Here is a 24039-nt window from a genome sequence, read left to right on the forward strand (position 1 = left end):
GATGCCGATTGTGGTCAATTAATGCCACAGGCGGTTGCGGCACATGGCGAGAACGAGGCCGAGGACCCGGTTCAGCCTCCGGTGCGTCGTTGCAAGGATGCGATATAGTTTTTCCCATCCCTGGCGTCGCTCGTCCCGCGCCAAGTGCTGCAGCGTGATCGGGCACCGGAAAGAAACCGGGTATGATCGAGTGACCGGATCTATGGCGCAGTGTCATCACGGCCTTCGGGAGTCACGTGACGGCTTTCCGCTGTCCTGATGATGGGTGCCAAGCCCACCGCCAGGTCCGCCTCCACCAGAAAGCCTCGGGTCTCCAAGTCCTGGGCCAAGCCTTCCAGCACTGGTTGATGCTGTCCGAGAACTTGGAGCGCGAGCGTGAGGGCGCGATTGAGATCACGCTGCATTTCCTGACGCACTCCGCCCGGCAGCGAAAGCAGTGTCGTGGTCGGCGCCAGCGCCCCGATGGAAAGATGACCCAAGCTGCCCAAGCCGAAGCTGACCTCGCGTTGCATCATCAGCATCGTTGCCTGATGGAGATCACTGTCATCCGTTCCCCCGGCGCCGCCGCTGGCTTCGCCGAGAAGGAGGATCTCGGCGGCGCGTCCCGCGAGATGCGCGGCGCAGCGGTGCAGCAGCATGTCCTGCGTTGGGTCCGCGTCAAACCAGCGCAGACGCGTCTCCCCGCCCTCCGGGCTGAGCCGAAGGATCTTGACATGGCCGAGGCCGAGCGCAGTCATCACGACCGCATGCCCAGCTTCGTGGATTGCCGCGCGACGGCGCATTGCCACCGGAAGAGCCAGGTGGTTCGGGACCAGCGCATTGCGCAAATCCTGAACCGACATTGGCCGCTTCTGACGCCGGGCCACTCTGCGCGCTGCACGGACGGCGGCAGCACAATCCGCGCCGGATTGACCTACGGCCAGGTGCCCGAGGGCGGCGAGGTCAGCATCACCAACATCGCTGCGAAGATGTTGGCGCAGGATGATCGCCAGCGCCTCGGCATCAGGCAGGCGGATCTCATAGCGCTCATCGAAGCGTCCGGCGCGCAGGATCGCCGGGTCGATCTGGTCGGGATGATTGCAGGCAGCAAGGATTACGACACCTTCGCGCCCGTTGATGCCATCGAGCTGTTCCAGCAAACCTGCGATGACTTTGCTGTCATAGCTGCGATTTTGGCTGCTGTGCCCTCCGACCCGGCGACCGACCGCATCAAGCTCATCAATGAACAGGATCGATGGTGCCTGATCGGTAGCCACTGCGAAGCTCGCGCGCATCGCCTTTAGCATGTCGCCGAGATGCCCCTTCGCTTGCCATTGAGCATAACTTGCGCTCTCCAGATGGATACCGGGCTCGCGCCCAAGTGCCCGCGCCAACTCCGTTTTGCCCGAACCCGGTGGACCTGCGATCAGCATGCCGCGATGCACGGCGTCCCACGAAAGCTCGCCGGCCTGCCAGGCGCGGAGATCCTCGACGATGCCGATGGCCGTGTCGCGCGCTTCGCCGAGACCGGCAAGATCCGCGAGGCGGATGCCGTCAGGGGCGTGCCTCTTTGCCTTGGCGTCGGCGAGTGCCCCGGCTTTCTCCTCGGCAGGCGTGTTGCGGGTTGCCGGTCGGGGGACCGTGTCTCGGAGCACCCTGGCCGCCTCCTCGACGCTGTCGCTGCGCAGCGACAGCATCAGCGGCAGCATCGGTGTTGCTGCCAAATGATCGTCGGAGGGCAGCAGCCCGCGCAGTGCCGCAGGATCGGATCCCGGCCAGCTCAGGGCCAGTAGTTCGGCCGCGATCTGGCGATCCATGCCGCGGAACGGCCACAGCGGCACGTCCGCTGCACCGATGATCTCCCCGGCAGGCATGCCGTCGGGGAGTAGCATCATGACGGGCACGTTGAGTGTCAGCGCCTCCACGAGGTCCCTTTCCATTTGGGCGCGCGACGAGCCTCCGTAGGTCTGGCCGGGCTGAATGACGGCCACCGCACCGCGACGGCGGCGTTCATGCTCGGTCCGGGCGATCTGCCAGCCCGGCGGCAGCATCAGGGGCAGCAGGCGGCGCACGCCCTTTGACCTGTCATCGGGAAGGCCAGTGATCGCGACGATGGCACCACGCTCGAGCTCGGCCTTCAGCCTCGCTTCGCTGCCGATCGTGGCGGCGAGGCAGAGGATCATCATCTGCTGACGGCGCGACGTGTAGGAGACGTCTCCTTCTCCGCGAAGCGGCGGCAGGTCGTCTGCGGCATCGCCATGCTCCTTGAGCAGGATGGCCCGTTCGGCGTCATTGCGGGCCTCCTCGAGGCGGGCACGGGCCAGGATTTCGGCGGCGTAGGCGCGCCAATCAGGATAGGAAGGCGCAGCCTTCGGCGTATCACGGTCGGTCATGTTGACCTCCTGTTATTCATTGGCAGGTGAAGGATGGCCGGCCCGGCAGCCGCGCCCGGCTTGGGGCCCGCCGGCCGGACGCTTGCGGCGCTGACGGTTCTTGATGCGACGGGCGATCCGCCGTTCCTGACGGCGGGCCTGCCTTGCCCTGTGCCTCGCCAGAGACCTGACCCGCAGCGCGACATCGTCGAGCAGCGCCATGATCTCCGGCGCGATGCTGGCGCAGTAGAGCTCGGACTTGACCTTCACCTGGCCTGCGAACTCGGCCTGCTCGAGGACCGCCTCGGGAAAAAGGGCGCACAGGGTGCCGTGCAGGCGCTTCTCCCGGCAGATTGCGTCATGGCCGGTCGTGACGGGGATGACCCGGATCAGTTCGGCGTCCTGCTGCGGATCGGTCATCAGCTGATGGCGAAGACGGGACCACGGATCGCGCGAGAACCCGACCTTGATGGCATCCCGGCCGCTCTGGAGGCCGAAGCGCATCGCATAGATGTGGCTCGGCGCGCGTGTCCAGGTGTCGCTACAGCCCCCGCAGGTGAAGCGTCCGGTCCGCATGTTGACGATCGCGATCCGTTGCTTATGACCGCAGCCGTGCCGATAGAGCAGGTAGTCGTGGTCCCCTTCGGGATCGTCACCCATGACCTGCCACCCGCGGGCCCCGGCCTCGGCCGCGAGCCGCGCGTCGAGGCATTCCTCGCAGCGGATCCCGGTCTTGCCCGCCGCGACGCGCTCCAGAAGCGATTGCTGCCGGCAGGTCTCATGGCCGCAGGGAAGCCTGATCCAGAAGTCGTGAGAGCTGTCGGCTCCCAGAAACGCCACGCCGGCCGCGTCGCAAAGGCGCCTTCGTCGATCGTTAAGGCAATGCGGACAACGCGGGGTGGCCGTTCGCAGCACGAAGACCTTGGAGACCGTGTGTTCGCCGCAGGCGTCGCAGCGCAGATAGAGGTGGTTCCGGTCGATCACGCGCTCGACGATCTCATAGCCCTTCTCGTCGGCCCAATCGTGCCAGTGGTCCGGGATATCGCAGTCATAGATCGGATAGTCTTCCTCTCCGATGGTGTAGATCGGCTGAAGGTTGGAAAAGGACATGCGTGGTCCTCCCGTTCGGGTTTGCGAATAAGAAAGGGACAGCCAAGGGTGCGGGTGACGCCGGGGAGACGAAGGCCCGGCGTCAGCCTGCACAGTCCATCGCCCATGCGGACGCGGGAGATCAGCCAAGACTGTCGGCGATGAAAGGAAGGATCAGGCGGCGATGAGCTCGGGCAGCGCGTCCTGGGCCACGCCCTCGGTGCGATAGAGCGGCAGGCGCGCCATCAGCGCGAAGCGCCGCTCTGCAGCCGCAAGCATCTTGCGCACTTCATCCGCCGCAGCGCCGTCGCCCGGCACGAGGAAGAACGGCGCAAGCTCGCTCTTCAGCGTCTCATAGCGGTCGAAGGCCGATGCGCGGTTCTCGCGCACCAGGGTCGCAAGCAGGATCGTCATGCGGCGCAGAGGCAGGTCCAGCGGCTCGGCCGGGATGGCCTCGAGCGTGTTGAGCAGCGTGTCGTGAAACTTCGGCAGCGAGCTTTCCGCCCAAGCCAGCGCATGACGGGCGCCGGGATCAGCAGCACGGGTCAGGGCCTGTTCGGCGTGGATATGCTCGCCCCAAGCATTGAGGAGGGCGATGAACTGCAGGCCATAGTAGCTCGCATGCCAGAAGGGCGCTTTCACCGCGCGGGGCGCGGTGGTAGAGGTCTTGGTAGCCATGTCAGTCTCCGAACAGATCGACTGGCCAGGGCCTTGGCGGGGAGGTAAGATGCCCTGCCGAGGCCTACCGGGCATGTGCCGCGGCATGAGGTGATTCTGATTGCCGCGAATCAGCGTGTCAACAGCGTATTTACAATAACATCTTCGTTACTGGAACTAGGGTCTGATCCCCGTTTTGCGGTTCCGCTCAGCCGACGGCCCGTTGCGACCGGTATCCGAGCGATGAAAAGCGGATTGAAATCCGGTAAAGGAATTGACTCTCGGCCTGGCGTTCCAAGGGCAAAAAGAGAGCGGGGTTTTCGAGATAAAATCCCTTACGGCGTTGTAAATGAAAAAGAAATGCAGATTCCGTTCACTATAACAGCCGTTACGCCTGTGTTGCGCTTTTTGTTACACGCAAGCTGTTGATGTTTATTATGAAAATGTATTCCGTAACAGCGTAACACATACACACACATTTACGCGCCCCTATATACGCACGCATACGCATACGCGGGCACATAAATTCATTTCCCCGGCGTTACAGGCGTTACGCTGTTACAGCGTTGTAATTGCTCACCTTTAGCGTAACAGTGCTGTTACGGCCCTGTTACAGGGGCGTCGTCCACATTTCCGCCGCGGGGGTGGGTTTCGTGTTTCACGATCGGCGGCTAACTTGGTCATCATCGGAATAGGCCTTGGCTCCGAAAGGGTGGGTCAAGCCGAATGGGACCAGATGGGTCGGTCCGATGAACGGCGCAGCAGGAGGCGGGATTTGAGATTTCGAATGGAGGATTTTGCCGACAGCGCGACCTTGGGGTTTTCGAAGGCCGACGTTCCGCTTCTCCTCGGAACGCTAATTGCTCTGCTGCGCAGCTGGCTTCCCATGAGGCTAGGCGAGCTCCATCGGCGCAGCGATGGAGTTGAAGTGGGAAAGGGATTTCCGATGAGCCTCGCGGCAGGTATGACAAGCAGCGCCAAGCTCTGCGTCGCAACGTCAGCGGCCATCCCGGTTCCTGCCTCCTGCGAGGGCTCGAGCGCCAGCGTTCGAGTGACCCTCGAGCCGGCCTGCAGTCCGCGTCCCGTGACATGGGGTTGACAGTGGTGATCAATCACGGGCTGCCGGCGCGACCGGCCTCTTCTGAGAGACCGGCTCGCTTCGGTTCAAGCCGTGACAGCGGCTTTGGTCGGCTCCTCCAGTCGGCCGGACAGTCGGGTGAGGCCGATGCTCGCCGCGACGATCAGCGCGCCGACAAAGGGGGCTGCGATGAGGCCCAGATGCTCGACCACTATACCGCCCACGGCCGCCCCCAGGGCGATGCCCAGATTGAACGCCCCGATGTTCAGGCCGGAGGCCACGTCGACCGCATCCGGGCTGACCTGCCGCGCGATCTGCACGACATAGGCCTGAAGCGGTGGCACGTTGGCGAAGGCGAAGCCGCCCCAGAGAGCCACCACGGCGACGGCGGCGACGGGATGGGGCAGAGCCAGTCCGAAGGCGGCCAGAAGGACCGCAAGACCCGCGAAGATCAGCGTCAGCGCCGGGACCGGTCCCATGCGGTCCGCCAGCCTGCCGCCCAGGATGTTGCCCACGGCGACCGAGGCCCCGTAGAGCAGGATCACCAGGCTGACCGCGCCTGCCGACAGGCCCGTGACGTCGGTCAGCATCGGCGCGAGATACGTAAAGGCGATGAAGTTGCCGCCATAGCCCAGGGCCGTGATCAGATAGACCAGCAGCAGGCGCGGCGAGGTCAGCACGCGGGCCTGTGCCCGCAGGCCGGGCGAGGTGCTCTGCGGGAGGTCGGACGGCACCAGCGCGGCGCTGGCGATCAGGCCGATCACGCCGAGAAGGACGACGCCGAGGAAGGTCGACTGCCAGCCGAAGGACTGCCCGATCCAGGTGCCCAGGGGCACGCCGGTCACGAGGGCCACGGTCAGGCCGAGGAAGACCATGGCGATGGCGGAACTCTCCCTGTCGCGCGAGACGAGGCCTGACGCGATGGTCGAGGCGATGGCGAAGAAGACCCCATGGGCGAGCCCGGTCAGGAAGCGCGCCACGATCAGGCTGCCATAGCCGGGCGCGACCGCGGCGAAGGCATTGCCCGCGATGAAGAGCGCCATCAGCGCCAGCAGCAGCGTCTTGCGCGGCAGCCGGCCGGTCAGCGCGGTCAGAACGGGCGCGCCGATGGTGACGCCCAGGGCGTAGAGGCTGACCAGGAGGCCGGCCGAAGGAAGCGACACGCCGAGGCTTTCGGCGATGGTGGGAAGCAGGCCGACGATAACGAACTCGGTCGTGCCCACGGCGAATGCGCTGATTGTCAGCGCCCATAATGCCAGCGGCATGGCGATCTCCGGATGGATTGAACTCGACCGGAGAGATGCCATCTGTCAGTCTTTGCGTGAACGAACGGCATTGCAAAGGGCTTTTGCGTATGGCGCACGACCTGCCGCAGACGGCGGACCTCGCCGCCTTCATCGCTGTGATCGAGGACGGGGGGTTCGCCGAGGCGGGCCGGCGGCTTGGGGTGGCGCCATCGACGCTCAGCCGGACGGTGACGCGACTGGAGGCGCGGCTGAAGGTGACGCTGCTGCGTCGATCCACTCGTGGGATCGAACTGACGCCGGAGGGGCGCGACCTGCTGGAGGCGGCGCGCGAGATCGTGGCGCGGACCGAGGCGCTGTCGGATCTGGCCACGGGCGCCCGCGCCCCGCGCGGACCGCTGCGGATCAATGCGCCGGTGCCCTTCGTGCTGCATGTCATCGCTCCGCGTCTGGCGAAGTTTCACGCGCGATACCCCGAGATCGGGCTGACCGTCGACATGACCGACAGCATCGTCGACCTGATCGACGCCCATGCCGATGTTGCCATCCGCTTCGGCCCGCTGCCCGACAGCGACCTGCTGCACCGGCCCCTCGGGCGGGCGGAGTGGCGTCTGGTCGCCGCGCCGGACTATCTTGCGCGGGCGGGGCATCCAGAGCGCCCTGCGGATCTGGGCGCGCTGGAGCAGGTGCGGTTCTCGTCCCCCGCGCATATCAACGATCTTCGGTTTCACAGCATGGCGGGCCCCATCTCTCCGCGCATCTCGGTGACGGCGGCAAACGGCGAGGCGGTTCGGCAGTTCGTTCTGGGCGGCATGGGCATCGCGCGGTTCTCGGACTTCATGATCGACGCAGACATCGCATCGGGCCGCGCGGTCGAGCTGTTTCCGGGTCAGCTGGACATTACGCCTCTGGCCGTCTGCGCGCTTTACCTGACGCGCACCTCGGGCCTGCGGCGATTGGCCGTATTCCTCGACTGGCTGACCGACGTGATGGAAAACCCTTCCGCGCGGAATGAGGTAGCGCAGTCGTCAGTTCATCCCACAGGCGCTCTTCGAGCGAATGACAGGTAATTTGCGAGCGGCCGAGGCTGTGTGAAAACTCGACCAAGCCCGGGTGCCCCCCGAACGATGTTCTCACACAGGCTCGGCCCGCTGCGGCCAGACAACCCCTGTCTGGCGCTGCCTTGCAGCATCTCCAGACCGGACATTCGTGCTTGGCGCAGCGAGATCGACGGGTCACAGTCTGCTTTGGGGGTGCGGATTCGACGGGTGGCCGCAACACTCTGTGCAAACTTCTCTGCGGGGGTCTGATACTGCAAGGTCTTTCTGGGCCGCTCGTTCAACTGTCGTGCGATAGCACTGAGCCTTGCTTGGCTGTGGGTCGACACGTCGATGCCCCGTGGGAAGTATTGGCGCAGAAGCCGGTTGGTGTTTTCGTTGGTTCCGCGCTGCCACGGTGACTGCGGGTCGCAGAAGTAGACGTTGACCCTCGTCGCCATGGTGAACCTGGCATGGTCGGTCATCTCTGATCCGCGATCCCAGGTCAGGGACCTGTAGAGTTCGTGCGGCAGCTTGCGCGCCTGCTTGATCAACGCCGTGATGACGCTTGCGGTGTCCTTGTTGCCGATTTTCGCCAGCATCACAAAGCGAGACTGCCGCTCAACCAGCATGGCGATATAGCTGTTATTGGCGCCGACGATCAGATCGCCTTCCCAGTGCCCCGGCACGGCGCGATCTTCGATCTCGGGCGGGCGCTCGCTGAGCGGGACGGCGTCCTTGATCTTACGCAGCTTTAGCCCCTTCTGCGTCGCGTGCCTCGAGCGCCGAATTGCACGGGGGCTGCGCAGGCAATCCTGCAGTTCCTTCTTCAGAACGCCGCGGGTCTGGACGTAGAGGCTTCGGTAGATCGTCTCATGCGACACGCGGCGCACCGCTTCATCAGGATGCTGGCGCCTCAGCCAACCGGCGATCTGCTGCGGAGACCATTTCAAGCGCAGCTTGCGCGCAATCAGCCGGCACAGAGGTTCGTTGAATGACAGCTTACAGGCTTTGGGTCGCTTCGCGCAGTCCCATGCATGCTTATCTGATCCTGCCGCCCGATAGGCCTTCTGCCCGCCGTTCCGCCCCACCTCCCGGCTGATCGTGGACGGTGCCCGTGCCAGATTAAGCGCAATCGCACGTAGGGACAGATCGGCCGCAAGCCCGCGAGAAATCTCTTCGCGCTCACTCAACGTCAGAGCAAGCCGGGATCTGACGCGTGAGGAGGGCCTTATCCCGCCTGTGCGTGCCAAATGGGGAATGATCGATGAGGACGCGCGAACAAAACTCCGGCCGATCGAGCTGAGCGACTCCCCGCGCTGCCATCGGTCCCACATCTCCGACTTCTGCGCGTCGGTGTAGAACGTCCGCGTGCAATACTTCATGACTGGCACTCCATCTTTGCAGGAAGACTAGAGTGTTGCGGCCAACCGTTGAATCCGCAGGGACATTCTGGACGTTGACTGATGCTACAGTCGGGCCGAAGCTGGAAAATCACTAGGAGCCAACACAGCATGGCGAGACGCATCGAGCTTCAAGGCATCGTTCATGATGTCCTCGCTGCCTTTATCAGTCGCAACAACGAACTGAGCGGATACTGGGCCCTTGGTCAGTTGAGAACTTGGACGGAGGACGAAGGTGCGGGCACGCTTGAAATACCGCTGGTGGGCGGAGGCCTCGCCGCCTTAAATTCTGAGACTTTTCCGATATCTCATCGCTTTGCTGCAATGCTTCAGGTCCGCATGAGGAGCCAAAACCTGCCTGCCGAGTGGGTTCAGGACGCACGCTTCACTGTTAAGTTGGCTGCTTTTGACCGACTTAATTGCTCGCTTCGCGTGGTTTCGGACCTTGGGCGCTCCTTTGAATTTAGTCGCGTTCTGTTGGTACGTAGGCACGATCCCCGCCGCGAACTCAGGAGACGCGGCGCAGCTTCTGCTGCGAGACGCTGACCCTCCGCAGTGGGCTCTTTGGGACCAAGTCGAGCCGCGTCGCGCTTTGCCCACCCTGTCGTGCGCAGGCTGCGGTCGGGTCTTCGATCAGTCTATGATCTCGGGCCACGCCATGGTGCAAAAGCGACGGATCGTCGTCGCGGCGACGAATGAGACCATCGGTCTCATTGGCGAGACCATACGTCGATGGCTACCTGAGTGTCGACATGTTTGCGCGGAATGCATCGGCGGCTATCCTTCTTTCAATGAGGCCACGCTGCCACCCGGGTTTGCCTTCGACGAGACGGCGAACCGGGCACTGCCAAAAAGGTAAATAGAATGCCGCCGGAAAACTCTACCGAAAAAGCCAGCGCGGAACACCGCCTTCTCGCCAGCATCGACCTGATTGATGCGGCAGCAGCCTGCAGGCTGCTGCGCATCGAAACAGATGACCCCGAAGGCGCCATGCAGGCTATGGTCCGCAAGGATGCCATCATTACGTTGGTTCAGAATGGCAGGACCATGGTGCCTCAGTTCCAAATCGATACGGAACGGGGCCGGGTTTTCGATGTCGTCCTCAATCTCCTGAAGCTCAAGCCCTGCCGCATGAGCAATCTGAGGTTAGCCTATTGGCTGACCCGCGCTCACGTCGATCTCGGCGGCCCACCTGCCGACCGGTTCGGCCATGATGATGCGACAATTGTCGCCGCATTCCGACTATACATCGAGCCTGAACATCAGGGGTAGTGCCGCGCTATGGTCAAATTTGAACGTAGCCGCGCCAGGGTAGCGATACTTCAGGGCCTCAATAGCAGACATGGCTCAATCTCTCGCTTGATAGCTTTGCCGAAGACCGTCTTGATTGCCTGAATGACTGACAAGGGCCCCTCGCGTCAATCTGGCAGCCTTGGTGGTGGCAACGGAGCGGGGCAGCCCCTGACTTGCGCGTTCGGCCCTTACCAGCCGCTCGAAGCAAGACCGATGCTGCATTGCGGCTTCTCTAAACCTGACGTTCATGTCTTGGCGCAGCGAAGCCAAGATGGCACGGTCTGCTGTGCGGGACGTGCTGGACGTTGATGGAGGAAGTAGTCAGACCGAAGCCAAAATTTCAGCGTGAGCCAATACGGCATAGCAATACCGGCAGAGCTGTCCCCTGAATCGGCCACCGCGGCTTCGGCAAACTTCAAATCGTTGCCGCAGGGCTTTCACATCACCAGGGCGCGCCGCTAATCGCGGCCAAGAGGAGGGCCTTCAGCGAAACCCATGCCGTCCAGCTGTCCAGAGCGGCGGCCGCGCTTTTCACACTGGCGGTGGCCGTCAGGATCGCTCTTGCCGTTTACCGCCAGCCCGGCGCCGCCTCGAACCATTGATCTTTAGACAAGAAGCAGACTTCATGAAACCGATTGAAACGGATCGCCTCGTTCTTCGAAACTTTCGCCGTCAGGATGCGGGCGGGCTGCTGGCTTATCTGAAATCCCCGGTCGCGAGCTGCTTTCTCTCGCTGACCCTTCGGGATATGGATGCCGCGACGGCCGAGGCTGACCGACGTGCTTCGGATGACGCTGAAATCGCAGTTTGTCTCAAGGAAAGTGATAGATTGATCGGGGACCTGTTCGCACACCCCGAGGATGACACCGTCTCGGTCGGATGGAACTTCAATCCGGCGAATGCTGGTCGGGGTTATGCATTCGAGGCCGCTTATGCCCTCTTCGCGGATCTGTTCCATGTTAAAGGCATCCGCCGCCTCTATGCCTATGTCGAGGATCACAACCTGCCCTCACAAAAGTTGTGTGAGCGGTTGGGCATGCGACGGGAGGGGCTGTTTCTAGACTACATCAGCTTCCGGAATGATGATGCTGGTCAGCCGATCTACGAAAACACAATGCAATACGCATTACTCCGCCGGGAATGGAATTCTCTTTGACTACGACAAGCCGATGGCACGTCCGATAAGTTGTGCGCAGAAGGTGATCATGAAACTACGAAGTCCGATTGACGCAGAATGCTGCAGATATGGCTTCCCTAGTTGTCTACTTGAGGCTCTTCACGTCGATCTGCCGCCCATAAATACTGAAGGTGTGCCCGGCAGCCACTGCCATCCGCGCACTCGGCCCAAAGCGAACGGCCATCTATTGTTGCGCTGCAAAGCGACTTCCCAAAATTGGACAGTGGTATGAGGCGCTGCAACGTCCTCATGCTGTCTCAACCGCGCAAGAAACGTCCTAAGCGGCTCCGTGGCTGGTCGCTGCCTCCTTCCACGGCTGCACGGACTGCCCGCCGAAGATCACCTCGCGCGGCAATTGGAAGATAAAGTAGGGGTTCAGCGCTGGCAAAACGCTGGCCTCGTGCAGTCGGGCCTGCTGTCTAGGCGACAACGTGATCTCCAGCGCCTTGATATTGGCCGTGACCTGTTCTGGCCGGCTGGCGCCGATCAGCAGCGTGCTGACGCCCGGCCGCGACAGGACCCAGGCCAGTGCCGCCTGCGCCATCGGCACGCCCAACTCGGCCGCCACATCGCGCAGGGTGTCCACGACCTTGAAGTTGCGCTCGGTGAACAGCATGCCGCCATAGGGGTTGTCGCCGCTCAGCCGGTCGCTCTTGCCCGCTTCGACATCCATGGCGCGGTCCGGCACCGCCGAGGCGCGGCCGGCCTCGGCCAGCATCTCGCGGCCATATTTGCCGGTCAGCAGGCCGCCAGCCAGCGGGCTCCAGGGCATGATCCCAAGGCCGAAATGCGCAGCCATTGGTGCTAGGTCCAGCTCAACCCCGCGATCGATCAGCGACCAGGCGTTCTGCAGCCCGATCGGCCCCGGCAGACCATGCGCCGCGGCCAGCGTGGCGATTTTGGCGACATACCAGGCAGGCGTGTTCGAGAAGCCGTAATAGAGGATCTCACCGCGCGCCACTGCAGCGGCCAGCATCTGCAACACCTCTTCCGGCGGGGTCGTTCGGTCCCAGACATGCATCCAGTAAATGTCGATCCGGTCGGTCCCGAGCCGGCGCAGCGAGCCCTCGATCCCGAGACGGATGTTGATCGCGCCGTTCCCGCCATGCAGCGGATGGCCTTGCGATCGGGCGAAGCCGGATTTGGTGGACAGCACCAGCCGGTCGCGCAGCCCGCTGTCCCTCACGATTAGGCCCAGCATCCGCTCACTTTCGCCGCCGCTATAGACGTCGGCTGTGTCGATGACGTTGCCGCCGGCCGCCACATAGGCGTCGAAGATGCCTCGCGCTTCGACCAGATCGCTGCCCCACCGGCCCGCGCCAAAGGTCATGGTGCCAAGCGAAAGCGGGCTGACGATCAGCCCCGATGGGCCAAAGCTGCGGTAATCTGTCATTTGCATGCATCATGCTCCTCGGTGCGGTGATGCCGTGACCGTAGAGCCGCGCGGCGCGCCGCATTAGCCGCTTTCCGCGGCAAGAGCCTGTGAGTATTCTTCACAGATGATGCGGCAAAACCTCAACGATCTGGCGGCCTTCGCGGTCATCGCCCGGACGCGCAGCTTCACGGCTGCCGCGGCGGAGCTGGGCGTGTCGACCTCGGCCCTCAGCCACGCGATACGTGCGCTGGAGGAACGACTCGACCTGCGCCTGTTGGCACGCACCACCCGCTCGGTCGCGCCGACCGAGGCGGGCCTGGCGCTGCTGGACCGCCTCGCCCCGGCACTGGCCGAGATCGATGAAGGTCTCGCAGCATTGGCCGAATGGCGGGCCTCGCCTGCAGGGACGGTGCGGCTGACGACCTTCCACTGGCTGGCCTCGACACTACTGTCGCGCAAGCTGCCCGGCTTTCTCAGCAGCCATCCGGGCGTCACGGTCGAGGTGAATGTCGATGACGGCCTGCGTGATCTGGTGTCTCTGGGATTCGATGCGGGCATCCGGTTCGGTGAGAGCGTCGAGCGCGACATGATCGCCGTGCGGATCGGCCCGTCGCTGCGCATGGCTGTGGTTGCGACGCCGGATTACTGGAGCACCCACGGCCGCCCCCGCCATCCGCGTGATTTGCTTGGCCATCCCTGCATCACGTATCGCAACCTCGGTAACGGATCGTTGTTGCCGTGGGATTTTGAGAAGGACGACAAGGAACTGCGCATTCAGGTTCGCGGCCCGCTTGCCTGCAATTCGGCGGACTTGGCGCTTGCCGCGGTGCGGGCAAGCTGCGGGGTCGGCTGGACCGAGCAGGAAGATGTGTCCGAGGACCTCGCCACCGGACGGCTGGAGCGGGTGCTGGACGAATGGTGCCAACCCTATCCCGGCGCCTTCCTGTTCCACCCGAGCCGGCGACAGGTCCCCGCGCCGCTGCGCGCGTTGATCGACCATTTCAAGGAATAGGATAGGGGAAAGCAAATCGACGTGAAGGGCCAACATAGAAAGTCGTGACTGCCGCAACGAATGCAAAGGTGTCACGCGCACCCGGCCCAGAGCTGCCGGTTGGCTCCTATCTGCCTCTCCCTTGCAGCGTCCCCAGACCGGACATTCGTGCTGAGCGCGGCGAGATCGTCGGGCTACAGTCCGCTCTGCGGGACAAAGCTGCCGCTGCTAGATAAACCTTTTCTCAAAGTAGACGCGGTCGAAGCCGTCTTCGGCGTGACGAGCTACTTCGGCATAACCAAGCGTTGGGTAGATCAGCAGGTTCTCGGTCATCTTCTCGTTTGTGTAGAGACGAACGGCTGCTAGGCCCCAGTCTCGTGCTGCCTGCTCACAAAATTCGACAAGCTGTTTTCCGACGCCACGACCCGCTGCCCTGGGATGGACCGCGACATTCTCCAGAAGAACATGCTCTTTCTCGGCATAGAAAACGATGAACCCTTGGAACTGGCCTTGGTCATCCGCCGCAATGAAGACATCTTCGGCCGCGATCTGGCTAGCGAAGTCAGCGATCATAGGTGCGGGCTTCCGACCTATCAGCCGCACATATCGCGCATACGCCTGTTCAGCGCAGTCTCTGATTTCCGCTTCATCATGAGCCACAGCCCGCCGGATCATTTCACCCTCCTGAGCTTAAGAGGACGCCGATACTCTCCTATTAGAACCTATTAGAACATACTAGGCAATGACCACAGAGGGCTCCTTACGCCGATGCCTTAGCTCTAAGCTGGCAGCGGCTCTGCGGGACAAAACCGCCGCTCTAGGGCTGAACGCGCGTGGCAAGAATTTTCATACCGGCCACTCCAAAGCCGAGCGCAAATGCGCCCTCAAGAATTTGCCTCAAGCGCAGATAAAGGCGGGTCATTGCTTTTGAAGAGAATAGCAGTGCGTAGCCGTGGAAGATCACGAAGCTCTGAGTGCTGACGGCGGCGATGATAATCAAAAGCTCTGAGGGCGGGGTGCCCGCCGGGATCCCCATCGAGTAAAGCGAACCGAAGAACAGCACAGCCTTGGGGTTGGTGAGATGCAGCATAAGCCCCTTAGCGAATAGCGTGGACGGGCTTCCGGTCATCGATTTCATCTGGACCTTTTCGCGGGACAGGGCGCATCTCGCAGATTTGTAAGCAAGATACATGAGATAGGCCGCTCCCCCATAGCGGATCATCTCGAACAGCCAGACATTCGCGAGCATAATGGTGCCCAATCCAAGCGCGGCGGCAACCGACCAGATCACCGACCCGACCGTGATGCCCGATGCGATAGGCAAGCCGGAGGAGCGACCGGATGTCATGGACGTTCCTGCAATTGCCAGCGTCGCGGGACCTGGGCTGGCGCTGGCAGTAAACGCAGCTAGCATGATCAAAGGTAGGTTAGTTTCCAGAACCATGATTGTCCCCGAGGTGAATCCGGCCTTTTTACGACGGCATGGCACGCAGTGGAACTGGCACTATTCTGAATTCACCGAGGCTGACTTGATCGTCCGTCGCAGGCTCTCCGTGTCGATCTGCAGCCCTTGCCGGTAAGGACTGTCCCGAGCTGACTCTGACACGCGCACTCGGCCCTTTGCGGCCAGACAGCCGCGGTCTGGCGCCGCCTTGCAGCATCCCCATACCGGACGTTCGTGCTTGGCGCGGCGAGAGCTAGCAGGCAATGTCGCTGATGCGGGACCAAGCTGCCGTTCGCGGCATCTCGCATGAATGACTAGCATGCACAGAAAGCAAACTTAGCAAAGTTCGCCAATCTCTGTGCAGCTTCAGAGTGAAGCATCTGTTGGATGTGAAAATGAAAAAAATTCTTGGCGAAATGGTTTGGCTCTAGGTTTGGTTGTAGGCGCTTGCGCATGCCTCATACTACTTTCAACAATTTCCGCAATTCCAGTTGATGGCTCAAACAGCACCAGCGACTGGCGTAGCTCAATTTCATCCGTCTTGTCCGTTGTAATTAGTATAATCGCCGTGATTCTCGTTGCGGCCACGCTCAAAACTACTGAGGAAACCCTACGCGAGACAAAACAAATAGGTTTAAATCAAACTCGCGCCTGGCTGCTGGTAAAGTCTTTAGAAATTTCTCAAAGTCGAAAAACGGACAAGATTGACATACGTGTAACTTTTCACAACTACGGTGCCAGCCCTGCGATAAATATTCTAAGCGAAGTCTACGCATACACTGATCCATATCCTTTTGTATACGCCCGGGCACTGGAAGAACTGACATCAGATTTCGCAATATCAAGCCTTCCACCTGGAGTTGATTATCACAGGTTCATAACTGACTGGCCTATCCCAAGCTCTGATGAATATAGAACTCGTATTCGAATTAGTCTTTCTTATAAAATTCTGGATGAGACCGTAGTGTCTGATTTCGTGGAGTGGGTCGTTATCAGTGATAAGAACCAATTTCATGCGCGTCCTTTCATGCCAGTAGATCGCCAAAATTACGCAGTGACTTCGGCGAATTGAGGTCAAAGTAACAGTCCGCTAATGGGATGTGCCGGCTGCTTCCCCACCGTCGTGTTATCCTGAACCGGGATCAACCGTGCAACAAGGACAAGCAGCCATGTGTGCCAAGAAACAAGGAAGCCTCGAAAATCTCTCCATAGTCGGTGTCGATATCGGGAAGGACGTGTTCCACCTGGTCGGCTTTGACCGATCGGGCCAGGTCGTTCTGCGGAGGAAGATCAAGCGTCTCGCATTGCAGGAAACATTCGGCATGCTTCCGCGGTGCATCGTCGGGATGGAAGCCTGCCTTAGTGCCCATGTCGTCAGCCGCACTCTGCGTGGGATGGGCTTCGAGCCGCGGATCATACCTGCGATCTACGTGAAGCCTTTCAACAAGGGTCAGAAGAACGACTACAACGATGCCGAGGCCATCGCCGAAGCCGCCTTGCGCCCGAACCTACGAACCGTCCCGGAGAAGAACCAGGACCAGCTTGATCTGCAGGCGCTGCATCGTGTTCGTTCAAGGCTGGTGTCGCGCCGGACCGCGACCATCAACCAGATCCGCGCCTTTCTGATCGAGCATGGGATCACCGTGCGCTCTGGCCTGCGGGCCCTTAACAACTCGTTCGAGGCAATCCTCGATCAGCGCCGGGATGAGATCTCGCCCCGGATGCGCGGGGTTCTGACTGGCCTTCGAGACGATTGGCACTGGCTGGATAAGCGGATCGACCAGCTCTCAGACGAGATCAAGGAGGTCAGCCGGAGTGAGGAAAGCTGTGCCCGGATCATGTCGATCCCCGGCGTCGGCCCGATGATCTCGACGGCGATGGTTGCAGCCATCGGGAAGGGGGAAGCCTTTGACCGAGGGCGCGACTTCGCGGCTTGGGTAGGCTTGGTGCCCCAGCAGTTCAGCACGGGCGGCCGAACAATCCTCGGCAGGATCACCAAGCGGGGCAGTCGGTATCTTCGGATGTTGCTGGTTCAGGCGGCGCGGATCATCATGATGCGCCCCCACCTTTGGCCGAACTTCAGCTTCGGCAACTGGCTGGCCGGAGCCGTGGCACGCATGCCCGGCAACAAGGCCGCCATCGCGCTGGCCAACAAGCTGGCCCGGATCGCCTGGAGCATCTTGCGTCACGGCACCAGCTTTGACGCTGCAAGAGACAGAGACATGGTGATGGAAGCCGTCTGAGGCTTCCTCCGCCATCACGACGTTCGCGAAAGAGAGAACAGCATGGAACGGATCAACTACGCCCCCAGAGTCTGAGAGCCCTAAGGGTCGTCATCGACCTGTCCGCTAATGAGACCAAGGCGCGTGCGTAACCCCATCATGGCCACGGCCCACGAGCCGATCCAACAGGCCGGATACATATGAGCGACTTCCGCAGCCACGCCAAATTCTCAATTGCGAACAGCAGCCGGCACATACATTCGGGCTCCTAGCGTAGATGCTGCCGCCTTTGCCGACGGGGGTCACTGGCCCCCTTTGGTTTATATATGGCCGTTCCTGATGCCGGCTTGGGCGCAGACGCCGAGCCTGCGGGATGATATGCTTGCTTTGTCGACACTATCGAAGAAGGGCGGGCATGGCGGACAGGAGGTGTCACCATGTCCATCGATCTTCTTCCCGCCGTCAGGCTTGCGCGCGTCAGTTGGAACAAGGGCCGCATCGTCGGTCAGAAGCGGCCGCTTCTTCCGCGGCACGTATGGTCGATACGGGTCCGGCTTGAAATGGCAGGTAATGCCCGCGACCTCGCGCTGTTCAACATGGCGATCGACAGCAAGCTCCGCGGGTGCGACCTCGTGGCTCTGAGGGTCCGAGACGTTTTCGCGGCAGGGCACGTCAAGGAGCGCGCCTCGATGATCCAGAGCAAGACGGGAAAACCTGTCCGGTTCGAGATTACCGATACGACCCGCCAATCCCTGGGCCACTGGATCCGAAACCCCGAGATGATTGGCCTCGAATTCTTGTGGCCAAGCCGGATCCACGAAAGTGCGCACTTGTCGACACGGCAGTATGCCAGGATGGTCCGGGGTTGGGTCATGTCGCTTGGCCTGGAGCCGAGCGCCTACGGCACTCATTCGATGAAACGCACCAAGGTTGCCCAGATCTACAAGAAAACGGGTAACCTGCGTGCTGTCCAACTGCTGCTCGGCCACACGAAGATGGACAGCACGGTGCGCTATCTCGGGGTCGATATCGAGGATGCGCTGTCGCTGTCAGAGGCGATAGACCTGTAGCCATTCTGCCGATCGGCACTATTCGTGTCGGTCGGCCCTTAGCAGTCGCTCATCGCTCGACAGATGTTCTGTGCTGCATCTCCAGACCGGACGTTCCTGCCTGGTGCGGCGCGAATGACCAAGCACTGTCAGATATGCGGGACGTTTGAGACATCGAATGATCGCAGGTGTGCTGCAAGCGTCTTCGTATCAGCGCTCGTCACCATAATCGTAACTATGTTGAAGATTTCCCACTATTTGGACCAACTGCAGGTTCTGATGGAGCTACTGAACGACGTCAGAGCTTGGTCAAACAAAGCAGGCAACAATCGGGTCTCCACATCAACACCCTAACCCGACTGGCAAAGTCAAAAAATATATAGGTCGCGATTGGATCGTTAACGAAGCGTTTGCGTTGGGTTGGCAATGCGGGAGGCCTGATGTGCCCCCGCGCTTGGATAACAAATCGGAGGATACCATGGCCCATTCGACACGCGCGACGCTCTGGACGACCGCAGCCGCCACGAGTCTCATCGTCGCCCTGACCGTCCCGGCATTTGCCCAGGACGCCGCAGCCGACGACGTCGCCGGACAGACCGAGATGCAAACGAATCAGCCGACCGGCACTAATGAGACGACGCCGCAAAAGACGACCTCGGCTGACAGCGACGCTGGCGAGATGGCGGCGGACGAGACCGCACCCATGTCCGGCACGATGGAACGGGCCGATACCGACATGGCGCGCGTACTCGAGGCTCTGAAGGCGCTCAATCCGAAACCGATCCCGGAACTCCCCGCCGAGGAAGCACGACAGCAGCCGACTCCGGCCGATGCAGTCGCCCGCGTGATCGAGGAAGACGGGCTTGATGTGCCGGAGCCTGCCGTGACGCGGCAGGACATCACCTATCCCGCGGCCGATGGCGACCAACCTGCCCGTGTCTACACCCCTACCGACGCAGGCGAAGGCCCCTATCCTCTCGTTGTCTACGTCCATGGCGGCGGTTGGGTCATCGCTGATATCGACACCTACGACGCATCCGCTGCGTCGCTTGCGGACAAGCTCGGCGCCGTGGTGATCAGCCTGGAATACCGTCACGCTCCGGAGAGCCCATTCCCCGCCGCGCATGACGATGTCTTGGCTGGTTACATCTGGGCCGTTGAGAATGGCAACCAGTTCAATGCCGACGTTGACCGTCTGGCACTGGTAGGCGAAAGCGTCGGCGGCAACATGGTCGTCGCCACGGCCATCGCCGCTCGAGACCAACAGTTGACCCAACCCGACCACGTCGTGTCGGTGTACCCCGTCGCGCAAACCTCGCTGGACACCGAGAGCTACGTCGAGAACGCTGAGGCGGTGCCGTTGAACCGCGCAATGATGGAGTGGTTCTTTGACCAGACGGTGACCGATGAGAGCCAGCTCGACGATCCTCGCATCAGCTTGGTCGACGCGGACCTAGCTGGGCTGCCGCCCATCACGATCATCAACGCAAGCATAGATCCGCTGCTGAGCGACGGAATGATGCTCGCCGACGCGATCAAGGCGTCTGGCGGTGAGGTGGAACAACGCACCTTCGACGGCGTGACCCACGAGTTCTTCGGAATGGCCGCAGTGGTCGATGACGCCGCTGCCGCGCAGGACTACGCAGTCGAGCGGGTGAACGCTGACCTTGGCAAATAAGCCTTGAGAACAAAAGCAATGGGACATTTTATGTCCTGTGAAACCCGGACGCCTTGCGCGCCCGGGTTTTTGCGTGAATGGTTCGTTCCGCGCCTATGATCAGGTTCACGGCAATTGCAGTGATAGCCAATCTACTGCTGATGTCCCGCAGAAGGCTACCGCTGGCGCGTTCGGCCCATAGCGATCGGTCAACTTGCACCGGGTGCCGCAGAGCAGCTTCCCAAGGCCAGCCGCTCATGCTCGCCGCAGCGAGATTGACATGGAATAAGCCGCTGATGCACGACAAAGCAGAGCTTTGGTCAAATCAGGAGCCATTTCCACCTAGCAGGGGTTTCCCTGCATCCGACCCTCCAAGTAGGCTTCTAAGATGCCGAATATGATCTCCAAGCAGGCCGCTCCGTCCCCCCGCCACATCGCCGTTGGTCTGGGCGATGCGTCCCGCCAGGAAATCTGTGGCCTCCTGGCCCTGCTGGATGCCGCACGTCTTTCAAAAATTGCAGGCGCCGTGGGCGAGGCCGCTCGGCGAAAGCTTGTCTCGGACGACAAGCAGGATGCCGATCGTGTAACCGCCTTCGCCGAGGAACTGATGGACGGACCCCTCTTGACGGATGCGCTGCGGTCGAGGCTGTGGCTCGGCGTCAAGCAGGGTCTCGGGCTGCCGGATCTCTATCCGCTTTCAACCCGCAGCATGAACGAGGAGGCCGCCGCCATCGCCGTCCGCGCCTCCGAGATCCTCGCCCCTGCCGTGGCTAATGCGCAGCAAGGGAGGGCGGACGCCGACCTGTCGATCACGGGTCGGGCGGGACGGCAGCTGCTGCGCCGTGCGACGGGCGCCCGGAGGCAGGCGCGGGCGGCAGTGACCTTTCCGGATGTCGTCGCACATGAGATGACGATCATGATGGAAGGCCTTGCAGCGGCAAGCGATCGCGGAGAGCTTGACCCCGAGGTTGCCGCGGCCATTCGCAAAGGGCAGCAGGCGATCTCGGCTGCGGTTCTTGCCGGCGGCGGATGGGCCGCATTGGCCAGCGCGATTGGAGCGGCGGGCTTTGCGCCCTATATCGCCGCTGCCAAGCTGTCTGCGGTGATCCCATTTTTAGCGGGGCCGACGCTCACATCGCTTCTGTTCGTGATGATCAACCCCATGACGGTCATCGCGGGCAGCGCGGCCCTTGGCTATTGGGCGATCAGCGGCCGAGCCAGTGCCGCCCGTGAGGTTGCCGCCGCAAGGGTCGCGATCCTCTTAGCCGTGCGCGGTCAGGGTGTGGACAGCGGGATGGCCACGCTCCTAAACTCGTTTCGAAGGCTTCATCGGATGCCCGATACAGAGCTGCGTCATCTCAACGGCAAGCAGCTAAAGGCGGTTTGTGGTCATGCCGAGACAATCGTCGGCACTCTGTCGACGGACATTCCTTCCGCTTCAGATGAGGCGCCAGGTCTCTGGGCTGCGCGCATCGCCGTCGAGCAAAGCATCGACCGTCGGGACACGGCTCTGGTTGCAGGTCTGACCGCGGGCGACATGCTTTATCACGCAGCGGCGGTCGATCCCTCCGTTCTGACCGCTGCCGACTTCTCGCGCGTGTCCGAGTTCGACACGCCGCTGGACCTTGCGGTTCATGTCGCGAACCTCGCTTCTCAGGGCTCGCGGGTTGCGCTGCGGGGTTACAGCGCTGAGCAACTGGTCATGGCGAAGCTGATCGAGGACGGTCACGACGTGATGCTGCCCGAGAGTCCCACGATGCCGGGCCACGACCTGATCGTTGATGGCATTCCGGTTCAGGTAAAATGCGGCACCAGCATCACGTTGCTGCATGACCATTTCGCGAAATACCCTGACATTCCGGTCATCGCCGATCACGCTTTGGCCGCACAGGCCCAAGTGTTGGGTGAGCATTGGGCGCCAATGGTGACGACTGTGAGCGGTTTCGACCTCGATCATGTCCAGAGCCTAGTCGACCGTTCGCTTGAGGCTGCCGCCGGATTGGCGGATGTGCCTGTGCCGCTCTATGCGACGATCATCGGCGGAGCACGCGCGGCACATAAGGCATGGACGGGACAGATCCCAGTCGAGGATCTGCCGGCATGGCTGGTGATCGACCTGTCCGTCCGCGGTGGTCTGGCCAGCGCGGGACAGGCCGGGGGCGCGATCCTGGGCCTTGTGGTCCTCGGCCCCGCGGGGGCGCTGATCCTTGGGCCGGTTGCTGGGGTCGCGGCGTTGCTCGGCACGGGACGCGCGCATGATCTGCTGGATTGGGGGATCAGGAGTGAATGGCGTATAGAAGTCTTGGAATCGGCCCGCGACCTGCACACAGCCTTGCTGACGGCTGTTAACCGTCAGATCTCAGCCCTGAAGCTCCGTCTGGAACGGCTCCGCACGGCCGGGAGCGCGCTGCCGCGTGAACTGTTTACTTGGCTCGAGGCCCGCATGGCAGACGACCTGATCACCGCGATCGAGGCACGTGACCGGATGCTGTCGCCGTCGTCTCTGCGGGCGGCGATGGAGCTTCTTGTGAAGGCTTCGGCCACCGACATGGTCGCTCCCGAGGTTCTACGCGCTAGACACAGGCTTGCCCGGTGTATTGCCGCGAAGCCCACCACGACGGGCGCAGCGAAAGAACTAAGTGCAAAGGTCAGCCAAGCCGTCCGAGGGCGGGCCGGAAGGGCGTCGCATTAGCGACGACTGCCCACGGTGATCGTCGCGTTCCAGTCGTATCTGAACTGCTCAGAACAGACTATTAAAGGCCGCCAGGCGCGGCCATGCGGGTTCCTCAAACCGGACATTCGTGTGCGGTGCAGCGAGAGTGACCATGTAAGTTCCGTGATTTGAGACTTGGCGTCTATACCGCGAGATACCCGCCTGACCCGTCGTTGCTTTGATGTCGGATGTCTTTGCCCGTCCCGATCGGGCTAGGCTGCCCATATTGCTGCACTTTAATTTCGAGCTGCAGGGTTGAGCGGGGACTAACCGCGCTATCGACCCTTCAACTCTTCAAGGTCCTGCCTCGCCTGCTGCAGGCATGCTTGGTTTCTCATCTGTGCCGGATCGTAAGATACGATAAGACCCATGAACGAGGTGGTCCCTAGACGCACTTCGCCGATCCGGCAGACCGGCCCCGCCTCTTGGTGCTGGGACATGACGATGCCGCCCTGATGCAGAAACGCCGCGGCCTGAGCGTGCCGGGGCGAGGCCAGAGTCTGGGGTAAGCAACCGAGCAGTTGGCCTTGGACGTCGATCAGAACGATGGGCTGGGCATACTCGGGCACCTCGGGCAAAAGCCCGACCACCTCCAGGGACTCCCGCACGATGGGCGGACAGGTAGCAGGTGACGCAACTGGCGGGGCGCTTAATTCATCGGCGATGGCATTAAAGCCTGCCAAGCCGATCAGTGCCGAACCGAGAGCACCATATCACCTCTCCGTCATCCGCATCTTTCCTGACCCTGTTCCTGTAAGACCATCCTGTATCCCGGCTCCGACCGGAAGAGTGCATCGTCAGCTTGCCGAGGGTATCAGCCGGAACCTTCGTCTTGACCAGGCATCCCCGACACCCCGCCCCCGGCAAAGACGCGATCGTAGCCTAGCAGGCCGCAAAAGCCCGCAGATCTGCGCCGCCCATCGACGGGAAAGGCACCATTGACCCTAGATTGGCGCAGCCGACGAAAAGTGGCCGTTCGACGCTTGCGGATGCAGCGTGCAGTTTCTCCATACCTATCGTTTGTGCCTGGCGCGGCGAGATCGAGTAGACCCAGCCCGCTATGCGGGCCCAAGCTCCGGTTCATTGTGGCGTGCCCCCTTAAAAGTGGTCCTTCCTAAAGTCGGCTTTTGAGACAGATGGAGGACGAAGGAATGCACCAAGAAACACACGCCCGAAGAGATGGTCGCGAAGGTCCAGCACGTCGACGTGTTGGTGTCGCAAGGCAATCCATTGGCCGATGGCAGTCTTGGCCTGCGAAC

17 protein-coding genes and 1 pseudogene are annotated in these 24039 nt (G+C 61.8%); 10 read left to right on the forward strand and 8 right to left on the reverse strand.

Annotated features, from left to right (window positions below):
• Positions 1 to 200 precede the first annotated feature (200 nt).
• The 4 genes from PRL19_RS10970 to PRL19_RS10985 form a co-directional block, all read right to left on the reverse strand.
• Positions 201 to 2372, reverse strand: coding sequence for an AAA family ATPase (locus PRL19_RS10970; protein WP_273742978.1), 2172 nt, complete (start codon positions 2370 to 2372; stop codon positions 201 to 203).
• 12 nt (positions 2373 to 2384) lie between these two features.
• The gene (locus PRL19_RS10975; protein ID WP_273742979.1) at positions 2385 to 3461 is read right to left on the reverse strand and encodes a GIY-YIG nuclease family protein; all 1077 of its coding nucleotides are present in this window, start codon (positions 3459 to 3461) and stop codon (positions 2385 to 2387) included.
• Between the two features lie 153 nt (positions 3462 to 3614).
• Entirely contained in the window at positions 3615 to 4118 is a 504-nt protein-coding gene (locus PRL19_RS10980; protein WP_273742980.1) for a hypothetical protein, read from the reverse strand.
• Positions 4119 to 5261: 1143 nt separating this feature from the next.
• Complete coding sequence (locus PRL19_RS10985; RefSeq protein WP_273742981.1) at positions 5262 to 6482, reverse strand: MFS transporter; 1221 nt, start codon at positions 6480 to 6482, stop codon at positions 5262 to 5264.
• A gap of 47 nt (positions 6483 to 6529) precedes the next feature.
• Between PRL19_RS10985 and PRL19_RS10990 the strand changes: the two genes are divergently transcribed.
• A complete protein-coding gene (locus PRL19_RS10990) occupies positions 6530 to 7489 on the forward strand; it encodes a LysR family transcriptional regulator (protein WP_273742982.1) in 960 nt (319 codons plus the stop codon).
• Between the two features lie 197 nt (positions 7490 to 7686).
• On the opposite strand, the pseudogene PRL19_RS10995 reads toward PRL19_RS10990, so the two are convergent.
• Positions 7687 to 8841 (reverse strand): annotated as a pseudogene (locus PRL19_RS10995) (IS30 family transposase); the annotation flags it as partial.
• 129 nt (positions 8842 to 8970) lie between these two features.
• On the opposite strand from PRL19_RS10995, the gene PRL19_RS11000 reads away from it, so the two are divergent.
• The 3 genes from PRL19_RS11000 (at position 8971) to PRL19_RS11010 (ending at position 11308) form a co-directional block, all read left to right on the forward strand.
• Positions 8971 to 9405 carry a hypothetical protein gene (locus tag PRL19_RS11000; RefSeq protein ID WP_273742983.1) on the forward strand — a complete coding sequence of 145 codons (435 nt, stop codon included), beginning with the start codon at positions 8971 to 8973 and terminating at the stop codon, positions 9403 to 9405.
• Between the two features lie 318 nt (positions 9406 to 9723).
• Positions 9724 to 10131, forward strand: a complete 408-nt coding sequence (locus PRL19_RS11005; RefSeq protein ID WP_273742984.1) for a hypothetical protein — start codon at positions 9724 to 9726, stop codon at positions 10129 to 10131.
• Positions 10132 to 10777: 646 nt separating this feature from the next.
• A complete protein-coding gene (locus tag PRL19_RS11010; protein ID WP_273742985.1) occupies positions 10778 to 11308 on the forward strand; it encodes a GNAT family N-acetyltransferase in 531 nt (176 codons plus the stop codon).
• 298 nt (positions 11309 to 11606) lie between these two features.
• Here the strand turns inward: PRL19_RS11010 and PRL19_RS11015 are convergent, their stop codons facing one another.
• Positions 11607 to 12728, reverse strand: coding sequence for an aldo/keto reductase (locus PRL19_RS11015; protein ID WP_273742986.1), 1122 nt, complete (start codon positions 12726 to 12728; stop codon positions 11607 to 11609).
• 100 nt (positions 12729 to 12828) lie between these two features.
• On the opposite strand from PRL19_RS11015, the gene PRL19_RS11020 reads away from it, so the two are divergent.
• A complete protein-coding gene (locus PRL19_RS11020; protein WP_273742987.1) occupies positions 12829 to 13716 on the forward strand; it encodes a LysR family transcriptional regulator in 888 nt (295 codons plus the stop codon).
• A 207-nt stretch (positions 13717 to 13923) separates the two neighbouring features.
• On the opposite strand, the gene PRL19_RS11025 is transcribed toward PRL19_RS11020, so the two are convergent.
• Together PRL19_RS11025 and PRL19_RS11030 are read right to left on the reverse strand one after the other, a co-directional pair.
• The gene (locus tag PRL19_RS11025; protein ID WP_273742988.1) at positions 13924 to 14370 is read right to left on the reverse strand and encodes a GNAT family N-acetyltransferase; all 447 of its coding nucleotides are present in this window, start codon (positions 14368 to 14370) and stop codon (positions 13924 to 13926) included.
• Positions 14371 to 14512: 142 nt separating this feature from the next.
• Positions 14513 to 15139, reverse strand: a complete 627-nt coding sequence (locus tag PRL19_RS11030) for a LysE family translocator (protein ID WP_273742989.1) — start codon at positions 15137 to 15139, stop codon at positions 14513 to 14515.
• Positions 15140 to 15497: 358 nt separating this feature from the next.
• On the opposite strand from PRL19_RS11030, the gene PRL19_RS11035 reads away from it, so the two are divergent.
• The 5 genes from PRL19_RS11035 (at position 15498) to PRL19_RS11055 (ending at position 22759) form a co-directional block, all read left to right on the forward strand.
• Entirely contained in the window at positions 15498 to 16211 is a 714-nt protein-coding gene (locus PRL19_RS11035) for a hypothetical protein (protein WP_273742990.1), read from the forward strand.
• 97 nt (positions 16212 to 16308) lie between these two features.
• Positions 16309 to 17382 (forward strand): IS110 family RNA-guided transposase, encoded by a 1074-nt coding sequence (locus PRL19_RS11040; protein WP_273742991.1) that lies wholly within the window; start codon positions 16309 to 16311, stop codon positions 17380 to 17382.
• A 416-nt stretch (positions 17383 to 17798) separates the two neighbouring features.
• Positions 17799 to 18431 (forward strand): tyrosine-type recombinase/integrase, encoded by a 633-nt coding sequence (locus PRL19_RS11045; protein ID WP_273742992.1) that lies wholly within the window; start codon positions 17799 to 17801, stop codon positions 18429 to 18431.
• 457 nt (positions 18432 to 18888) lie between these two features.
• Positions 18889 to 20088 (forward strand): alpha/beta hydrolase, encoded by a 1200-nt coding sequence (locus PRL19_RS11050; RefSeq protein ID WP_273742993.1) that lies wholly within the window; start codon positions 18889 to 18891, stop codon positions 20086 to 20088.
• 367 nt (positions 20089 to 20455) lie between these two features.
• Positions 20456 to 22759: a hypothetical protein gene (locus PRL19_RS11055; protein ID WP_273742994.1), complete on the forward strand. Its 2304-nt coding sequence runs from the start codon at positions 20456 to 20458 to the stop codon at positions 22757 to 22759.
• The last annotated feature ends 1280 nt before the right edge of the window (positions 22760 to 24039 follow it).

The sequence above is a fragment of the Paracoccus marcusii genome, assembly GCF_028621715.1.
Lineage (GTDB): Bacteria > Pseudomonadota > Alphaproteobacteria > Rhodobacterales > Rhodobacteraceae > Paracoccus > Paracoccus marcusii.

Coding starts and splice junctions, on each gene's coding strand:
- PRL19_RS11040 (WP_273742991.1), top strand. CDS start 16,309: ATGTGTGCCAAGAAACAAGGAAGCCTCGAAAATCTCTCCATAGTCGGT.
- PRL19_RS11030 (WP_273742989.1), bottom strand. CDS start 15,139: ATGGTTCTGGAAACTAACCTACCTTTGATCATGCTAGCTGCGTTTACT.
- PRL19_RS11010 (WP_273742985.1), top strand. CDS start 10,778: ATGAAACCGATTGAAACGGATCGCCTCGTTCTTCGAAACTTTCGCCGT.
- PRL19_RS11055 (WP_273742994.1), top strand. CDS start 20,456: ATGCCGAATATGATCTCCAAGCAGGCCGCTCCGTCCCCCCGCCACATC.
- PRL19_RS11045 (WP_273742992.1), top strand. CDS start 17,799: ATGTCCATCGATCTTCTTCCCGCCGTCAGGCTTGCGCGCGTCAGTTGG.
- PRL19_RS10985 (WP_273742981.1), bottom strand. CDS start 6,482: ATGGCATCTCTCCGGTCGAGTTCAATCCATCCGGAGATCGCCATGCCG.
- PRL19_RS11025 (WP_273742988.1), bottom strand. CDS start 14,370: ATGATCCGGCGGGCTGTGGCTCATGATGAAGCGGAAATCAGAGACTGC.
- PRL19_RS11020 (WP_273742987.1), top strand. CDS start 12,829: ATGATGCGGCAAAACCTCAACGATCTGGCGGCCTTCGCGGTCATCGCC.
- PRL19_RS10975 (WP_273742979.1), bottom strand. CDS start 3,461: ATGTCCTTTTCCAACCTTCAGCCGATCTACACCATCGGAGAGGAAGAC.
- PRL19_RS11000 (WP_273742983.1), top strand. CDS start 8,971: ATGGCGAGACGCATCGAGCTTCAAGGCATCGTTCATGATGTCCTCGCT.
- PRL19_RS11015 (WP_273742986.1), bottom strand. CDS start 12,728: ATGCAAATGACAGATTACCGCAGCTTTGGCCCATCGGGGCTGATCGTC.
- PRL19_RS10990 (WP_273742982.1), top strand. CDS start 6,530: ATGGCGCACGACCTGCCGCAGACGGCGGACCTCGCCGCCTTCATCGCT.
- PRL19_RS10980 (WP_273742980.1), bottom strand. CDS start 4,118: ATGGCTACCAAGACCTCTACCACCGCGCCCCGCGCGGTGAAAGCGCCC.
- PRL19_RS11005 (WP_273742984.1), top strand. CDS start 9,724: ATGCCGCCGGAAAACTCTACCGAAAAAGCCAGCGCGGAACACCGCCTT.
- PRL19_RS10970 (WP_273742978.1), bottom strand. CDS start 2,372: ATGACCGACCGTGATACGCCGAAGGCTGCGCCTTCCTATCCTGATTGG.
- PRL19_RS11050 (WP_273742993.1), top strand. CDS start 18,889: ATGGCCCATTCGACACGCGCGACGCTCTGGACGACCGCAGCCGCCACG.